Source organism: Jatrophihabitans sp. sgz311053 (assembly GCF_056135305.1).
Genome location: NZ_JBWAXP010000002.1, coordinates 622,943 through 638,385 on the forward strand (window position 1 = coordinate 622,943; position 15,443 = coordinate 638,385).

Annotated in this window: 16 protein-coding genes; 8 read left to right on the forward strand and 8 right to left on the reverse strand. The window is 72.6% G+C overall.

What is annotated here, in order from left to right; genetic code table 11:
- Positions 1 to 28: 28 nt before the first annotated feature.
- Entirely contained in the window at positions 29 to 2,968 is a 2,940-nt protein-coding gene (locus AC0NZQ_RS11845) for a S8 family serine peptidase (protein WP_474530035.1), read from the reverse strand.
- 248 nt (positions 2,969 to 3,216) lie between these two features.
- Between AC0NZQ_RS11845 and AC0NZQ_RS11850 the strand changes: the two genes are divergently transcribed.
- Positions 3,217 to 4,380, forward strand: coding sequence for an Ig-like domain-containing protein (locus tag AC0NZQ_RS11850; RefSeq protein WP_474530036.1), 1,164 nt, complete (start codon positions 3,217 to 3,219; stop codon positions 4,378 to 4,380).
- Between the two features lie 6 nt (positions 4,381 to 4,386).
- Here AC0NZQ_RS11850 and AC0NZQ_RS11855 read toward each other — a convergent pair whose 3' ends face one another.
- Positions 4,387 to 5,028 (reverse strand): hypothetical protein, encoded by a 642-nt coding sequence (locus AC0NZQ_RS11855; protein WP_474530037.1) that lies wholly within the window; start codon positions 5,026 to 5,028, stop codon positions 4,387 to 4,389.
- Between the two features lie 112 nt (positions 5,029 to 5,140).
- Entirely contained in the window at positions 5,141 to 5,839 is a 699-nt protein-coding gene (gene trhA, locus AC0NZQ_RS11860) for a PAQR family membrane homeostasis protein TrhA (RefSeq protein ID WP_474530038.1), read from the reverse strand.
- Between the two features lie 74 nt (positions 5,840 to 5,913).
- Between trhA and AC0NZQ_RS11865 the strand changes: the two genes are divergently transcribed.
- Both AC0NZQ_RS11865 and AC0NZQ_RS11870 read left to right on the forward strand, forming a co-directional pair.
- Positions 5,914 to 6,681 (forward strand): isoprenyl transferase, encoded by a 768-nt coding sequence (locus tag AC0NZQ_RS11865; protein WP_474530039.1) that lies wholly within the window; start codon positions 5,914 to 5,916, stop codon positions 6,679 to 6,681.
- Positions 6,678 to 7,478, forward strand: coding sequence for a sulfurtransferase (locus tag AC0NZQ_RS11870; protein WP_474530040.1), 801 nt, complete (start codon positions 6,678 to 6,680; stop codon positions 7,476 to 7,478). Before AC0NZQ_RS11865 ends, AC0NZQ_RS11870 begins: the two co-directional genes overlap by 4 nt.
- A 9-nt stretch (positions 7,479 to 7,487) precedes the next feature.
- Here AC0NZQ_RS11870 and AC0NZQ_RS11875 read toward each other — a convergent pair whose 3' ends face one another.
- Entirely contained in the window at positions 7,488 to 7,940 is a 453-nt protein-coding gene (locus tag AC0NZQ_RS11875; protein ID WP_474530041.1) for an SRPBCC family protein, read from the reverse strand.
- A 255-nt stretch (positions 7,941 to 8,195) separates the two neighbouring features.
- Between AC0NZQ_RS11875 and AC0NZQ_RS11880 the strand changes: the two genes are divergently transcribed.
- Entirely contained in the window at positions 8,196 to 9,521 is a 1,326-nt protein-coding gene (locus AC0NZQ_RS11880) for a PhoH family protein (protein ID WP_474530042.1), read from the forward strand.
- Between the two features lie 55 nt (positions 9,522 to 9,576).
- Here the strand turns inward: AC0NZQ_RS11880 and AC0NZQ_RS11885 are convergent, their stop codons facing one another.
- The 3 genes from AC0NZQ_RS11885 to AC0NZQ_RS11895 are packed head-to-tail and all read right to left on the reverse strand — an operon-like array spanning position 9,577 to position 10,774.
- Positions 9,577 to 10,077 (reverse strand): 2'-5' RNA ligase family protein, encoded by a 501-nt coding sequence (locus AC0NZQ_RS11885; RefSeq protein ID WP_474530043.1) that lies wholly within the window; start codon positions 10,075 to 10,077, stop codon positions 9,577 to 9,579.
- Positions 10,074 to 10,295 (reverse strand): proteinase inhibitor I78, encoded by a 222-nt coding sequence (locus tag AC0NZQ_RS11890; RefSeq protein ID WP_474530045.1) that lies wholly within the window; start codon positions 10,293 to 10,295, stop codon positions 10,074 to 10,076. Before AC0NZQ_RS11890 ends, AC0NZQ_RS11885 begins: the two co-directional genes overlap by 4 nt.
- Before the next feature lie 2 nt (positions 10,296 to 10,297).
- Positions 10,298 to 10,774: a MarR family winged helix-turn-helix transcriptional regulator gene (locus AC0NZQ_RS11895; protein ID WP_474530046.1), complete on the reverse strand. Its 477-nt coding sequence runs from the start codon at positions 10,772 to 10,774 to the stop codon at positions 10,298 to 10,300.
- A gap of 55 nt (positions 10,775 to 10,829) precedes the next feature.
- Between AC0NZQ_RS11895 and AC0NZQ_RS11900 the strand changes: the two genes are divergently transcribed.
- Complete coding sequence (locus tag AC0NZQ_RS11900) at positions 10,830 to 11,591, forward strand: SDR family NAD(P)-dependent oxidoreductase (RefSeq protein WP_474530048.1); 762 nt, start codon at positions 10,830 to 10,832, stop codon at positions 11,589 to 11,591.
- Here the strand turns inward: AC0NZQ_RS11900 and map are convergent.
- Positions 11,573 to 12,361, reverse strand: coding sequence for a type I methionyl aminopeptidase (map, locus tag AC0NZQ_RS11905; protein ID WP_474530049.1), 789 nt, complete (start codon positions 12,359 to 12,361; stop codon positions 11,573 to 11,575). The genes AC0NZQ_RS11900 and map overlap by 19 nt on opposite strands.
- 53 nt (positions 12,362 to 12,414) lie before the next feature.
- Between map and AC0NZQ_RS11910 the strand changes: the two genes are divergently transcribed.
- The 3 genes from AC0NZQ_RS11910 (at position 12,415) to AC0NZQ_RS11920 (ending at position 15,411) form a co-directional block, all read left to right on the forward strand.
- Positions 12,415 to 12,672 carry a helix-turn-helix domain-containing protein gene (locus AC0NZQ_RS11910; protein ID WP_474530050.1) on the forward strand — a complete coding sequence of 86 codons (258 nt, stop codon included), beginning with the start codon at positions 12,415 to 12,417 and terminating at the stop codon, positions 12,670 to 12,672.
- Between the two features lie 46 nt (positions 12,673 to 12,718).
- Positions 12,719 to 13,900: a DNA polymerase IV gene (dinB, locus tag AC0NZQ_RS11915; protein WP_474530051.1), complete on the forward strand. Its 1,182-nt coding sequence runs from the start codon at positions 12,719 to 12,721 to the stop codon at positions 13,898 to 13,900.
- Positions 13,901 to 14,004: 104 nt separating this feature from the next.
- Positions 14,005 to 15,411, forward strand: a complete 1,407-nt coding sequence (locus AC0NZQ_RS11920; RefSeq protein ID WP_474530052.1) for a nitrate/nitrite transporter — start codon at positions 14,005 to 14,007, stop codon at positions 15,409 to 15,411.
- Positions 15,412 to 15,443: the final 32 nt, after the last annotated feature.

Genomic DNA, 15,443 nt, shown 5'->3' on the forward strand with positions numbered 1-15,443 from the left:
GCCGGACGCGGCCCGCTCACCCCGACGCTCACCGCAGCCGGACGAGCACCACCTGTAGCCGGACCGACCGGGCGTCGAAGTCGTTGACGCCGGCGTACCGGCTCGACAGCACCAGCGCCACCCGTGCCTTGCGCCCGTGTCCGAGATGCCCGGCCGCCGGCACCGAGGCCACGGTGTACCACCGTCCCGAGCGGGGCCGTACCTTCACCGATCGCGGCACCTCCAGCCCGCCGTCGACGCGCTGCAGCGAAGCGCTGAGACCGGACGTCCGCGCCGAGCGGCCGAAGGCGGCGAAGCGCAGCCGCTTCACCTGATAGGCCCGCGGGACGGTGAAGGTGTACGAGGCGTACCCGACGTCGTCGGAGCTGCGCCGGCAGCGGTTCACGAGGTGGATGCCGTGCCGGTACCTCGAGCGTTCGGCGCGGGCGCAGCGCCCGGTGCTGCGGGCGGCGGTCCTGGCGTTGCGGACGAGGGTCACGGTCTCGGTACGCAGCCGCTGGGACGACACCGAGACGCGGTACTGCGGGCTGCGCGTCACGTTGCCCGCGCCGTCGGCCACGGTGAAGCTCCAGCGGTAGCTGCCGGCCGGCACCTGGCGACCGGCGGCGGTCCGACCGTTCCAGACGAGGGCGGCCCGTCCGCCGGTCGTCCGGGTGACCGACAGGCTCCGTACCGGACGTCCGCTGGCGGTGGTGACGGCGAGGGTCAGCCGGCCGCCGTCGGGGAGCAGCGCGGTGGGCGTGAAGGCGTCCCGGTAGCCGTCGCGGGCCGGGTAGAAGGTGACACCGTTGCCGGTGACCCGGCTCAGGCGCGGCGCGACGGTGTCGACGATCGCGCTGCGCTCGGCCAGGCCACTACGGGAGCCACTCCCGTCGGCGGCGCTGGTGGCCAGCGCGAGCCGGTAGCTGCCGTCGGGCAGGGGCCGGCCGTCGGAGCCGAGGCCTCGCCACACCGTCGTGTGGGCACCGGTGGCGAGCGGGCCGAGCGCGTCGCTGCGCAGTACCGCGCCCGCTCGCGAACGCGTCTGCAACGTGACGTCCTGGGGGCGGTCCAGCCGGAAGCTCACCGTGGCGGTGTCGCCTGAGCGATCGTCGTTCGGGCTGATCGCGCTGCGGCTCAGCCCGGTGATCACCGGGTGCAGCGAGGCGAACCGCAGCGACACGGCGGCCGAGCGCGGCCCGTCGCAACGCCTGCCGTCGGCGGTGCAGGTCTGCACCGCGAGGGTGTGCGTGCCGTCGGCGACGAGGCTGCCGTTGAGCGGGATCGCGTACGACCCGTCGGCAGCCCGGCTGGTGTCGGTGCCGGCGGCCTTGCCGTCGACGAGCAGGCGCAGTGCCCCGCCGGGACCACTGCCGCGGACGACGACCGGGCCGCTGACCGTTCCGGAGGTCGGCGACTCCAGGCTGGGGGCGGGGTTGGCCACCGGGAACCGCAGCGAGGTCTGTCGACTGCCGCATTCGCCGAACTCTGAGCAGTTGACCGCGCGGACGGTGTGCGTGGCGTCGGCGAGTCCGTAGCTGTCGAAGGCGAGCTGAGCGACGCCACCGAGGACCGGGACCGACCGCGACAGCGGGCCGCCGTCCACACCGAAGGCCACCCGCGGCGCACTGCTCGCGGCGCGCAGCGTGACGGTGGCGGAGAGCCCGGAGACGGGCAGGACGACCGGTGCCGTCGTCGGCGGCACGTGCCGCAGCGCCAGGTCGAAGTCGATCTGGCCGCGGCCCAGCTGCTCGCCGGAGTAACCGTGTGCCGAGGCGACCAGGGCCGCTCGGAGCTGGTCAGCGGTCAGGGCGGGGTTGGCCGCCTTCAGCAGGGCCGCCGCGCCGGAGACGATCGGCGCGGAGAAGGACGTGCCGTCGCCGTTTCCGTAGCCCGCGCGGCCGGGGAAGTCGCCCGAGCCGACCCGCGGCGTGGTGGAGCGGAGGTTGACCCCCGGCGCCGCCACCGTGACCCACGGGCCGTAGCTGGAGAAGGCGGCGCGGCGCCCCGTCGCGACGTCGGTGGCGCCGACGGCCACCACCCCCGGGTAGCCGGCGGGGTACTGCTTGACCGAGTCGCCGTCGTTGCCTGCCGCCGCGACGACGAGGGCTCCCTTGCGCTGGGCGTACCGCACGGCGTTGCGTTCGGCGGTGCTCGGGTCCGGTCCGCTCAGGCTGAGGTTGATGATGTCGGCGCCGTGGTCGGCGGCCCACCGGATGCCGGCGATCTCGTCGTCCACCGCGATGTCGCCGTAGTCGTCGGTCACCTTCACCGCGAGCAGGCTGCTGTCGTATCCGGCGCCGGCGACGCCGAGGTGATTGTCGGTCTGCGCCGCCGCGACGCCGGCGACGAAGGTGCCGTGGCCGAGCCCGTCGCTGACCGAGGACGACCCGGTGAGGGCGTTGAAGCGACCGACCACCTTGCCCTGGAGGTCGGGGTGTCCGACGTCGACGCCGCTGTCCACGACCGCGATCCGGACGCTCGCCGAGCCGCGCTGCCGCTGCCAGGCGGTCGAGGCCCGCACCGCATTGAGGTACCCGCGCTGGGCGCCGTACTGCGGATCGTTGGGCACCCCGGCGAGGCGGCGCGTGACCGTGGGTTCGACGCGCGCCACGCCGGGTACGCGGGCCAGCGCGACCGTGGCGGCTGCGGTGTCGGGGAGCTCGACGGAGACCGCCCGCTGGCCGGCGAAGGTGTGCCGGACGGTGGCGCCGAGGCGGGTCACGGCGTCACGCAGGGCTGCTGACCCCGCAGCCGCGGCGCTGTCGGTGTGCAGGATGACGACGTCGTCGCCGGCGGGGCTGTCAGGCACGGAGCCGCTGCCGGTGTCGGTCGGCGGGTCGGTCGGGGTGCCGGGGACGGCCGGCGCAGCGCTGGTCATGGCGGGCGGGGCCGGCTCGGCGACCGCCGGGGCCGCGACGGCGAGCGAGGCGGTGGTGGCGCAGGCCGTGGCCAGGGCGAGGCCGGCGACGAACGCAGGCAGTCGCATCACGGCCACCCCCGTCACCGGTCACCTCCCCGCGCCCCCGCACGGCGAATTGCGCTCCATTCAATAGCAAAGTGATCACCGACGACAGTCCCGGAGGTCCCGTGGCGCGACGGCGATCCCCGCGCGGCCACCCGCCGCGGGGACCTAGGTCCCTGTCGCCGGATCGGATGGCAGCCGATGGACGACGGTGAGGGCGGATCGTCCGTCACGGCCGGCCAGGCACGGCGCCGCTCGAGGAGACAGTCCACATGGTGCGAAATCTGCGCGTCGCAGTGATGGCAGCAGCGGCGTTGGTCGCTGCCTCCGGCCTGGTGGTCGCCGCCGGTCCGGCCGCTGCCGAACCGGTCACCGTCGGCTGCGAGGCCCTCACCGTGGACGTGCCCCGTGACGGCGTCTACTCCGGCTCGGTGTCGTGCACGACCTCGGACGGCTCGCCCATCGAGTCCTACGCGCTGACCTCCGAGCCCGCGCTCGGCGGCATCTTCCTGGACCCGGCCACCGGCGCCTTCACCTACACGCCGGACGCCGGTGTCACCGAGAGCGACGCCTTCTTCTTCACCGCCACCAGCGGCGGTGTCACCAGCGACGAGGCGGTGGCGATGCTCAACATCACCAACTTCGCCCCGTCCTGCTCCACGCCGGTGACGGCGGCTGTCCCGCATGACCGCGCGCTGCGGATCGTGCCCAGCTGCAGCGACGCCAACAACGACACCGTCACGCTGCGGACCGGTGCCACGGCTCCCGCCCACGGCACCCTGGCGGTCTCCGGCTCCGCGCTGGTCTACACCCCGGCTCGCGGCTTCGTCGGCACGGACACCGTCACCTTCGACGCCAGCGACGGCGAGGCCAGCGCGCCGGCTGTCACCGTCACGGTGTCGGTCACCAACGCCGCACCGACCTGCTCGGTCCCGGGCCTGACCGTCGCGCACGATCGCGCCGGAACGGTGACGCTCACCTGCCGGGACGCCGACGGCGACCCGGTCTCGGTGGTGGCCGCCGCAGCCACGCGCGGCACCGTCTCCCGGGTCGGCCTCTCGTCCTTCCGCTTCCTGCCCGCCCGGCGCTTCGTCGGCACCGCGTCCTTCACCGCCACGGTGAGCGACGGCCTCGCCGCCACGTCCCGGCAGGTGGCGGTGCGGGTGACCAATGCCGCGCCGCGGCTCGCCGCGCCGTCGGCGATGTCGGTGCGCGTGCGGAAGGTCGTCCGGGTCGTCGCGACCGATCGGGACCGCGACCTCGTCGCGGTCGTCCTTGCCTCCCGGCCGCGGCACGGGAAGGTGACGATCGTCGGACGGAACGTCACCTACGTCCCGGCCAAGCGCTTCCGGGGACGTGACACCTTCAGCCTGCGGGCCACCGACGGCATCGCCTCCTCGGCGCTGAGCCGGGTCCGCGTCACCGTGCGCCGCTGACCCCGCTCAGAGCTCCGGTCCCTGCGTCCGCAGCGCCTCCACCTCGGACATCGCCTTGCGTAGCTCGTCGAGCCACTCGTCGGCGTGCTGCGCGACGAGCCGGACGCACCAGACGACCGCGTCGGAGCGTGATCGGGCGACGCCGGCCTCGACCAGGGTGTCGAGGACACGCCGCTCGTCATGGCGCAGCCGTGTCATCACCGGGACCGACAGGTTGCCGAAGATGACCCGCTCGTCGCCGATGCGGGCACCCCAGGCGACCTTGCGGCCGTAACGGGCCTTGGCCTCGTCGGCGATCTGCATGCGCAGCTCGCGGGTCTCCTCGCGCCACCGCTGGATACGGCCCTGCGCGGCGGCGGCGCCGCCCTCGGCCGGGGAGGTCAGCTCGCCGACGACGACGATCTCCTCCCGATCGACGCTCACCTCGGGGCGCCCGGTGAACCAGCTGTCGGGCAGGCGCCCGGCAAACCAGTCGGCGGCGTCGGCCGCGTCGGGCAGATCGGACTGCTGCCAGTGCCCGCCCCGGCCGCCACCTCGATGGCCACGGGGCCCACCGTGCGGGCCGCCCCGGCCACCGTGCCGGAAGCGCCGCTCGGCGAATTCCGCGAAGGCAGTGAAGCTGTCGAAGGGGTTCTCGTCACCTGTCATGTCGGACTCCTCAGTGCGTGTGATTACACGATTACACGCTGACAACGGGCAGGAGTCCAGTGCCGTTCCCCAAGGGCGAACGGCACGAGGTTGGCAGGTCTCGAAGCGCGGCTCAGGCGAAGACGGCGAACCAGATGGCCACGTAGTGACACAGCGCCGCGACGAGGGTGCAGAGGTGGAAGACCTCGTGGAAGCCGAAGACGCCCGGCCACGGGTTGGGGCGTTTCATCGCGTAGACGACGCCACCGATCGTGTAGACCACGCCGCCGGCCGCGATGAGGACGAAGGCGGCGACGCCGGCGTTGTGGAGCAGGTCGGGGAAGACGAAGGCCGCCACCCAGCCGAGCGCGATGTAGCAGGGCGCCGAGAGCCACCGCGGCGCCGAGGGCCAGAACGTCTGCAGCCCGACGCCGACCAGCGCGCCGGACCAGACCGCGATCAGCACCGCGATCATGGCGTTCTCGGGCAGGGTCAACGCGGCGATGGGGGTGTAGGTCCCGGCGATGAAGACGAAGATCATCGAGTGATCCAGGCGCTTCATCAGGCGCTGGGCCCGGGGGCTCCAGGAGAGCCGGTGGTACAGCGCCGACGTGCCGAAGAGCAGCGTCACGGTGGCGCAGTAGACGGCGGTGACCAGGGCTGCGACCCCGCCGCGCAGTGAAGCTGCGGTGGCGACCAGGGCGGCGCCACTGGCCAGGGAGATGACGGCTGCGTAGGCATGCAGCCAGCCGCGTAGTCGGGGCTTGATCTCTGCGACCGCCGACCTGATGGCGGCGGCGGGCCCGGTGTGTCCGGTCTCGGTCGTCGTCATGTCCGTAGGTTACTCAACCGTAGGTAAGAGCGCAGCCCCTCTCGCTGACACGCCAGGGGCGCTAGGTTGGTGCTGTGGGTCTCCGGGACGCGGTCTACGCGGTCTACGAGAAGCGGCTGCGTTCCCATCTGGGCGGTCTGCCGGTACCGCGGCACGTCGCGATCATGGTCGACGGCAACCGGCGCTGGGCCCGGGCGGCCGGCTTCGACGACGTCAGCCACGGCCACCTCGCCGGTGCGCAGCACATCGCCAACCTGCTCCAGTGGTGCGGCGAGGCCGGCGTCGGGGTCGTGACGATCTGGCTGCTCTCCACCGACAACCTCCGCCGTCCGGCCAGTGAGCTCGAACCACTGCTGCGCATCATCGGCGGTGTCGCCGAGGAGCTCTCGGCCGAGGGCAAGCCGTGGCGGGTCAAGGCCGTCGGGGCGCTGGACCTGCTGCCGGCCGAGATGGCCGAGACGCTCAAGCGCGCCGAGGAGGCCACCGCCGAGCGTGACGGCCTGACCGTCAACATCGCCGTCGGCTACGGCGGCCGCCGTGAGATCGCCGACGCCGTCCGGTCGCTGCTGCAGGAGCAGGCGGCCCGGGGCGGCACGCTGGAGGAGCTCGCCGAGCGCATCGACGTCGACCACATCGCCGAGCACCTGTACACCAAGGGTCAGCCCGATCCGGATCTGGTCATCCGTACCTCGGGGGAGCAGCGGCTGGGCGGTTTCCTGCTCTGGCAGTCGGTGCACTCGGAGTTCTACTTCTGCGACGCGCTCTGGCCGGACTTCCGCCGCATCGACTTCTATCGAGCGCTGCGCGACTACGGCACCCGGCAGCGGCGGTTCGGCAAGTGAGCTTCGGACCCCTCGTCGACGGGCAGTGGCTGGCCGCGCATCTCGACGAGGTCCGCGTGGTGGACGTCCGGTGGTACCTCGGCCGTCCCGCCGGCAGTGGCCGGGCCGCGTACGAGGCCGGGCACATCCCGGCCGCGGTCCACCTGGACATCGACACCGATCTCTCCGCACCGGCGTCCTCCGCCGCCGGCCGGCATCCGCTGCCCACGCCCGAGGCGTTCGCCGCCGCGCTGGGGCGTGTCGGCATCGACGTCGAGACGACGGTGGTCGCCTACGACGACTCCGGCGGCGGCCAGGCCGCACGGCTGTGGTGGCTGCTGCACGTCCTCGGTCAGGCCGTTGCGGTCCTGGACGGTGGGCTGGCGGCGTGGCCGGAAGAGCTGACGACGGCGCTCCCGGAGGTCGAGCCGGTCGTCCGGCAGCCGCAGCCGTGGCCCGCCGAACGCTTCGTCACCGCCGACGACCTGCTCGGCACCGAGGCGACGATCTACGACGCCCGCACCGGCGAGCGGTACGCCCATGGCGACCCCGCCATCGACCCGCGGCCCGGCCATGTCCCCGGCGCCCGCAGCGCGCCGTGGCAGGACAACCTCGACGCCGACGGGCGGTTCCGGTCGCCCGCGGAGCTGCGGGAGCGCTTCGTCGCCGGGCCGGCCGTCGCCTACTGCGGCTCCGGCGTCACCGCCTGCCACGACCTGCTCGCCATGACGCTGGCCGGCAACGAGGAGCTCGCGCTGTACCCCGGCTCGTGGTCGCAGTGGGGCAACGACGAGTCACGTCCGATCGAAGCGGGCTGAAGCTGCGGTTCAGGCTTCGACGATTGCCTTGATCCGCTCCAGGCTGCGTCGGATGTCGTTGACGTTCCGCTTTCCCCGGAGTCGTCCGGCCACCGCCCAGTAGAGCCGCATCGGCAGCGAGGGCTGCAGCCGGAAGGACTCGGTGACGTCCGTACCGCCCTCGGTCTCGGCGAGCTCGTAGCGCCAGGTGTTGATGATCTTGCCGGCGCCCAGCACCTGGAACTCGAAGACCCGGCCGGGCTCGCAGTCGCTTACCCGGCACACCGTCCAGTAGACGGGACCCTTCTCGTTCCGCTTGACGTGCCCCTTGAAGCGAGCGCCCTTCGCCGGGCCCGTGGCGCCGTCGAGCCACTGCGCCTCGAAGGTCTCCGGCGAGTACTCGCCGACGCGGGTCACGTCCGAGACGAGGTCCCAGACCTGCTGCGGTGTCGCGTTCATCCGGACTGTCGCCGATCCCTGCATGTCGTCGAACCTAGCGTTTACATGCTTGTCACCAACACGCTGGCGCGCCTTCGTGTCGCCCCGCGACGCCGCACGTAGTTTTCGGGTCAGCGGCCGGGATCACCCCGGCTGCGGCGGAGGTCCCACCTTGGCGAGATCCGGCTGGATCGAGACGGGGTTCGGTTCCCCGTTCGCCTCGGCGTCCGGGACGGACCGTCACCCCCAGCACCGCGGGCGCGCGTGCGTCCGGGTGCCGATCCCTGTCAGGAGCGTCCGATGACTGCCCACACCGGCCTGCGCACCTTCGTCCTCGACACCTCGGTCCTGCTCTCCGACCCCGGTGCCCTCGGTCGTTTCGCCGAGCACGAGGTCGTCCTGCCCCTCGTCGTCATCAGCGAGTTGGAGGGCAAGCGGCACCACCCGGAGCTCGGCTGGTTCGCCCGGCAGACGCTGCGCGTCCTGGACGAGCTGCGGATCACCCACGGTCGGCTCGATGCCCCCGTCGCCATCGGCGATCAGGGCGGGACGCTGCACGTCGAGCTGAACCACTCGGACCTCTCCTCGCTGCCGGCCGGCTTCCGAGTCGACAGCAACGACTCGCGCATCCTGGCCGTCGCGCTGAACATCGCCGCCGAGGGTAAGGACGTCACCCTCGTCTCCAAGGACATGCCGCTGCGGGTCAAGGCCGCCTCGGTCGGCCTCGACGCCGACGAGTACCGGCTGCACCCCGTCGCCGACTCGACCGGCTACACCGGCATCACCGAGATGGAGGTCTCCGCCGCCACGGTGGACGCCCTCTACGACGACGGTCCGGTGGAGATCGCCGACGCCCCCGACTTCGCCGCCATCGCCGACGAGCCCTGCCACAGCGGGCTGGTGCTGCACTCGGTGAAGGGCTCGGCGCTCGGGCGGATCACCCCCGACAAGCGGGTGAAGCTGGTGCGCGGCGACCGGGAGGCCTTCGGGCTGCGGGGGCGTTCAGCCGAGCAGCGCATCGCCCTGGACCTGCTCCTCGACCCCGAGGTGGGGATCGTCTCCATGGGTGGCCGCGCCGGCACCGGCAAGTCGGCACTCGCCCTCTGCGCCGGCCTGGAGTCGGTGCTGGAGCGGCGGGCGCACAAGCGGGTCGTCGTCTTCCGCCCGCTCTACGCCGTCGGCGGCCAGGACCTCGGCTACCTGCCGGGCTCGGAGAACGAGAAGATGGCGCCCTGGGCGCAGGCCGTCTTCGACACCCTCGGCGCGCTCGTCTCCTCCGACGTCATGGACGAGGTCATGGACCGCGGCATGCTCGAGGTGCTGCCGCTGACCCACATCCGCGGCCGCTCGCTGCACGACTCGTTCGTCATCGTGGACGAGGCGCAGTCGTTGGAGCGCAACGTGCTGCTCACCGTGCTCTCGCGGATCGGTGCCGGGTCGCGGGTGGTCCTCACCCACGACGTCGCCCAGCGCGACAACCTGCGCGTCGGCCGGCACGACGGCATCGCCGCCGTCATCGAGGCGCTGCGCGGCCACCCGCTCTTCGCGCACATCACCCTCACCCGCTCCGAGCGCTCGCCCATCGCCGCGCTCGTCACCGAGATGCTCGAGGACCTCCCCCTCTAGTCGTACCGGTTGTGGCGGCAGCCGCTCGTATCCGAGCGGCTGCCGCCACAACCGTTCAGGGGGAGGGGAAGGGGACCTCCAGCAGGCGCGTCCACGGACCGCCGTCGTAGCGCCAGAGGACGAACCCCCGCGCCTCGGTGTCGAAGGGGTCGAACCGGCGCTGCAGTTCGGCGAGGGTGTGCCGGGCGGTCTCCGGAGTGACCTTGTTCTGGACGGTGGCGTGAGGTCGCAGGCGCTGCTGGTCCTGCCGCGTGAGGTGTGGCCACCACTGCTGTTGCAGTGCGCGGTGTCGCCTGACGAGTTCGGGGGAGTCGAGGAAGTAGGCGACGCCCCGGCCCAGCGAGCGCACCTCGGCGACGCGGAGGTCGAAAGCCGCGCCCGCCTGCTCTCGCAATCCCTGCTCGACCTCGTCGCGCAGCTCACCCGGCACGGCGTGGAAGAGCGTGACGTGCGCGCCGACCTGCGTGCGTCCGGCCGGGAAGTACCGCGCGCGTTCCTGCTCGAACCGCTGCTGCGCCGCCTCGCCGAGGGCGAGCGTGAGGACGAGCGGGTTCATCCGGCGCTGGCCCGGACCACCCTGTCGCCGGCGAGGGTCGCGGTGATCCGGCCGAAGCGGTACTCCATCGTCACCGCGGTGCCCTCGGCCGCGAACCGCACCGTCAGTCCCGGATCGGTCGCGGCGACGCGGTCGGCCGCCTCGTCGCGGGTCAGCCCGACGAGGGTCGGTGCCAGCCGGGTCGCCAGCTCGGCCAGGGCGTCGGGGTCGTCGCTCACGCTCACTCCTCGGTGTCGTCCGGTGCGCTCACCCCATAGTGGTCGTCGCGCGACCCGATCGCCGCGACCGCCTCCCAGAACGACTGCTCCGCCGGTCCCGGTAACCGCTCCAGCAGCGCCCGTCGCACCGCCCGTGCGTGGGCAGGCCGGGCCCGGCCGAGGGCCTCGCGTCCGTCCGCGGTGGCGGCCAGCAGCCGCGCCTGACCGGCGACGGTGCGGACCACGAGCTCCCGCTCCTGCATGCGGCTGAGCTGGCGGGAGAGCCGGCTGCGCTGCCAGCCGAGCAGGTCGGCCAGCTCCTGCTGTCGCAGCGACCCGTCGCCCACCTCCACCAACCGGCTCAGGACGGCGAAGTCGGCCCATGACAACCCGGCCGCCGCGCCGATCTCGGCCGTGACGGCGGCGACGACCGCGTCGTTGGCGTGCTTCCAGCTGTTCCACCGCGCGAGCTCCTCGCCGGTGAGGGGTGCGGTGGTCACCGCGCCATCCTGACCGCTGTTGACACGGAAACACAACCGGAGGTCCAATGTTTACATGACAACACAGCGGCAAGTCCTCATCACAGGCGGAAGCAGCGGCATCGGAGCGGGGCTGGCTGCGCGGTACCTCGCCACGGGAGCGAGCGTCGTGGTCACGGGACGGGACGCCGGACGGCTCCGCGCGACGGCGGCTCGGCTGCCGGGGTTGCGGACCGTGGTGAGTGACATCGGGTCGGCGTCGGACCGGGAACGGCTCGCTGCGCGACTCGCCGACCTGCTGCCCCGCCTCGACGTCGTCGTCAACAACGCCGGCGTGCAGCGCCGCGTGGGACTGGCCGAGGACGGCGCCGACTTCGCCGAGGTGCAGCGGGAGCTCGACGTGCTGCTCGCCGGGCCGCTCCACCTCACCCGGCTACTGGTGCCCCGGCTGCTGGCGCGCCCGTCGGTCATGGTCAACGTGACCTCGGGCGGCGCGGTGATCCCGCAGCCGTTCGCGCCGGTCTACGCGGCGGCCAAGGCGGCGCTGCACAGCTACACGACGAATCTCCGCTTCGCCCTGCGTGACACTGCCTGCCGGGTGGTGGAGCTGATGCCGCCCGCGGTCGCCACCGGCCTCGCCGGTGCCGGCCAGGTGCACGGGGCGGATCTCCACGAGTTCTGTGACGCCGTCTTCCCGTTGCTGGACGGCACCCGGCCGCACGTCGGTTTCGGGCCGACCGCGGGCGGGCCCGTGCTCGAACTGCTGCGAGCCGAGGCTGAGCTCTTCGCCGCCTCGGCGCAACGCTTCCCGGTCGCGGGCTACGCGGCGGCCGGCTGAGGCTCTACGGTGAGGATGCGCGGCCCGTCCTCGGTGACGGCGATGGTGTGCTCGATGTGCGCGCCGTTCGAGCCGTCGGTGCTGCGTAGCGTCCAGCCGTCGGCGTCGACCCGGTAAGCGTCCCGCCCGCCGGCGAGGAACCACGGCTCGATGGCGATGGTGAGGCCCGGCCGCAGCCGCAGACCGCGGCCGGCCCGGCCGTCGTTGGGCACGTGCGGCGCGTCCTCGTGCATGGTGCGGCCGATGCCGTGGCCACCGAAGTCGGTGTGCAGCCCCAGGCCCGCGGCGCGCGCCACCTGCCCGATGGCCGCCGAGACGTCGCCGAGTCGGCCGCCCGGCTGCGCGGCCGCGATGCCGGCGTCCAGGGCGGCGCGGGTGCGCTCGATGAGATGCAGATCGGTCTCGGCGGCGGTGCCGACGCAAAAAGAGGTGGCGGCGTCGCCGGTCCAGCCGTCCAGCGTCGCGCCGCAGTCCACGCTGAGCAGGTCGCCGTCGCGCAGCCGATAGCGGCTGGGCAGGCCGTGCAGCACGGCGTCGTTCACGGAGAGGCAGACGACGCCGGGGAAGGGCATCGAGCCGAAGGACGGGTGATAGCCGAGAAAGGGCGAGCTGGCCCCCGCCTCGGCCAGGACCTGCCGGGCGACCTGGTCCAGCTCGTCGAGCCGGACGCCCACCGCCGCCGCGGCCTCGACCTCCCGCAGGGCGCGCGCGACGACCGCGCCCGCCGCCGCCATGGCGTCGATCTCGCCGGGGGTCTTCAGTTCGATCATGCTCTCGCCTCGTCGTCGCACGGGATAGTTATACCGGGATTAGTATCACGGTCATGGTGCGCCCCATGCTCTCGCCGGCCGAACGCGAACGAGGTCGTCGGCTGGGGTCGGCACTGCGCGAGGCTCGCGGGGCGCGCAGCATGGCCGAGGTGTCGCTCGCGGCCGGGGTCCCGGTCGAGACGCTGCGCAAGATCGAGACCGGGCGCATCGCCACCCCGGCGTTCTTCACGGTCGCCGCGCTCGCCCGGGTGCTGGACCTGGACCTCGCCACCCTCGCTGCCCACCTCGAGGCGGACGCCCTCTCGGCGTGAGTCCCGCCGTGTTGCGGGATTCGAACGAAAGTTCGATACTGGCCGAGTGATCCTGCACGCCGACCTGGATTCGTTCTACGCCTCGGTCGAGCAGCGGGACGACCCGCGACTGCGCGGACGGCCCGTCCTGGTCGGCGGGGGAGTCGTGCTGGCCGCGAGCTACGAGGCCAAGCGCTTCGGGGTCCGCTCGGCCATGAACGGTCGGCAGGCGCGCGAGCTCTGCCCGCAGGCCATCGTGGTCGAGCCGCACTTCGAGCGCTACGCCGAGGCAAGCCGGCAGGTCTTCGCGATCTTCGACGAGACCACGCCGCATGTCGAGGGTATCTCCATCGACGAGGCATTCCTGGACGTCGGCGGCCTGGCGCAGGTCTCCGGGTCGCCGGTCGAGATCGCGGTGAGGCTGCGGGGACGCGTCCGCGACGAGGTGGGGCTGGCCATCACCGTCGGCATCTCCCGCACGAAGTTCCTGGCCAAGGTCGCCAGCGCCGTCGCCAAACCCGACGGGCTGCGCTACGTCCCACCGGGCGACGAGCTGGGCTTCCTGCATCCGCTCCCGATCCAGCGGCTGTGGGGCGTCGGCAAGGTGACGACGGCCAAGCTGCACGACCGCGGCATCTTCACCGTCGGCGACCTCGCGGCCGTCGGGCCGGATGCGCTCGCCGCGATGGTCGGGACGGCCTCCGGACACCACCTGGCCGCCCTGGCCCACAACCGTGACCCGCGTCCGGTCGTCGTGGGCCGGCGACGTCGCTCGATCGGCGCACAGCGTGCTCTCGGCTCGCGGCGGCAGCTCTCCCTCGCCGAGCTGGACCTGGCCCTCACGGCGCTGGTCGAGAAGACCAGTCGACGGCTGCGCAAGGCCGGACGGGTCTGCCGCACGGTGGTGCTGCGGCTGCGCTTCGGCGACTTCACCCGTGCCACCCGATCCCACACGGTGCTGCGTGCGACGTGGCAGACCGAGCCGCTGCTGGGCACGGCGCGCGAGCTGCTCACGGCCGCCGCGCCCCTGGTCGAGGCGAAGGGTTGCACGCTGATCGGTGTCTCGCTGGCGAACCTCGACGACGCCGACGACCGGCAGCTCGAGCTGCCCTTCGCCGCCCGCGACGTCGGAGCCCTGGACCCCGTCCTCGACCGGATCGGCGAGCGCTTCGGCCGCGACACCGTTCGCCGCGCGACCCTGCTGGGACGGGGCCACGGCCTCGAGGTCCCGATGCTCGACCTGGACTGACGCCCGCGCCTCACAGTGGCCCGTCCGCCGGTGAGAGCGGGACGTTCCGAAGCGGTAACGCCGCCGTCGCACGTGCACAACGCCCCGGCTCGACGCTTCCAGCCATGACAACCACCGCACCCGTGCCCACCCGTCCCGCCGCACCGGCGACGTCGGCGAGGTGGATCGAGGACTGGCGCCCCGAGGACCCCGACTTCTGGGAGTCAGGCGGCAAGCGGGTCGCCCGTCGCAACCTGATCTTCTCCATCTTCAGCGAGCACGTCGGTTTCTCGATCTGGAGCCTCTGGTCGGTGCTCGTCCTCTTCCTCACCCCGGAGTACGGCTTCAGCGCCGATCCGAAGGAGGCCGCGGCGCAGAAGTTCCTGCTGACGACGCTGCCGACCGCGCTCGGCGCCGGGGTGCGGCTGCCCTACACCTTCGCGGTGGCCCGCTTCGGCGGCCGCAACTGGACGGTGTTCTCGGCGCTGCTGCTGCTGGTCCCCACGGTGGCGGCCTCGTTCGTGCTCGTCCCCGGCGTCTCCTACGCGACGCTGCTGGTCGTGGCCTGCCTCGCCGGCATCGGCGGCGGCAACTTCGCCTCCTCGATGGCCAACATCAACTCCTTCTATCCGCAGCGCCTCAAGGGCATGGCGCTGGGCCTGAACGCCGGCGGCGGCAACATCGGTGTGGCGGCCATCCAGCTCGTGGGTCTGCTCGTCCTCGCGACCGCGGGCAAGGAGCACCCGCGGATCATGCTCGCCGTCTACATCCCGCTGATCGTGCTGGCCGCAGTCGGCGCGGCGCTGTTCATGAACAACCTCAGCGACGTCCGCAACGAGAAGCGCGCGATGCGTGCGGCCACCAAGCAGCCGCACACCTGGATCATCTCGGTGCTCTACATCGGCACCTTCGGCTCGTTCATCGGCTTCGGCTTCGCCTTCGGACAGGTGCTGAGCAACCAGTTCGGCGCCAGCTTCCTGACCGACGGCAAGGTCGACGCGGTGAAGATCGCCGGCCTCACCTTTCTCGGTCCGCTGGTGGGGTCGCTCATCCGGCCTGTCGGCGGCTGGCTCGCCGACCGGCTCGGTGGCGCGCGGACGACCTTCTGGAACTTCGTGGCGATGACGCTCGCCGGCCTGCTCGTCTTCCTCGCCTCGCAGCAGGACTCGCTGGCGCTCTTCTTCGTCGGCTTCGTGCTGCTCTTCGTCCTCAGCGGGATCGGCAACGGCTCGACCTACAAGATGATCCCGGCGATCTTCCGCAGCAAGGCGCAGCTGGACGTGGCCGAGGGTGCGGACGCCGCGGGGGCCGACCGCGAGGCGCGGCGGCTGTCCAATGCGGTGATCGGCATCGCCGGGGCGATCGGTGCCTTCGGTGGCGTGCTGGTCAACATCGCCTTCCGGCAGTCGTTCCTCAGCTCCGGGACGGGCGACGGCGCCTACCTCGCCTTCGTGGCCTACTACGTCCTCTGCGCCGCGGTCACCTGGGCGGTCTACCTGCGGGCGTCACGGCACCGGCTGATCGGCGTCTGACCGCCCCCCTCGCCTCGATTGTGGCGGCCTGA

Bases quoted from the DNA above. Each gene is read 5' to 3' on its own strand.
- AC0NZQ_RS11885 (WP_474530043.1), bottom strand. From the start codon at position 10,077: ATGAACCCGCTCGTCCTCACGCTCGCCCTCGGCGAGGCGGCGCAGCAG.
- AC0NZQ_RS11850 (WP_474530036.1), top strand. From the start codon at position 3,217: ATGGTGCGAAATCTGCGCGTCGCAGTGATGGCAGCAGCGGCGTTGGTC.
- map (WP_474530049.1), bottom strand. From the start codon at position 12,361: ATGATCGAACTGAAGACCCCCGGCGAGATCGACGCCATGGCGGCGGCG.
- AC0NZQ_RS11875 (WP_474530041.1), bottom strand. From the start codon at position 7,940: ATGCAGGGATCGGCGACAGTCCGGATGAACGCGACACCGCAGCAGGTC.
- AC0NZQ_RS11900 (WP_474530048.1), top strand. From the start codon at position 10,830: ATGACAACACAGCGGCAAGTCCTCATCACAGGCGGAAGCAGCGGCATC.
- AC0NZQ_RS11920 (WP_474530052.1), top strand. From the start codon at position 14,005: ATGACAACCACCGCACCCGTGCCCACCCGTCCCGCCGCACCGGCGACG.
- AC0NZQ_RS11855 (WP_474530037.1), bottom strand. From the start codon at position 5,028: ATGACAGGTGACGAGAACCCCTTCGACAGCTTCACTGCCTTCGCGGAA.
- AC0NZQ_RS11880 (WP_474530042.1), top strand. From the start codon at position 8,196: ATGACTGCCCACACCGGCCTGCGCACCTTCGTCCTCGACACCTCGGTC.
- AC0NZQ_RS11845 (WP_474530035.1), bottom strand. From the start codon at position 2,968: ATGCGACTGCCTGCGTTCGTCGCCGGCCTCGCCCTGGCCACGGCCTGC.
- trhA (WP_474530038.1), bottom strand. From the start codon at position 5,839: ATGACGACGACCGAGACCGGACACACCGGGCCCGCCGCCGCCATCAGG.
- AC0NZQ_RS11910 (WP_474530050.1), top strand. From the start codon at position 12,415: ATGGTGCGCCCCATGCTCTCGCCGGCCGAACGCGAACGAGGTCGTCGG.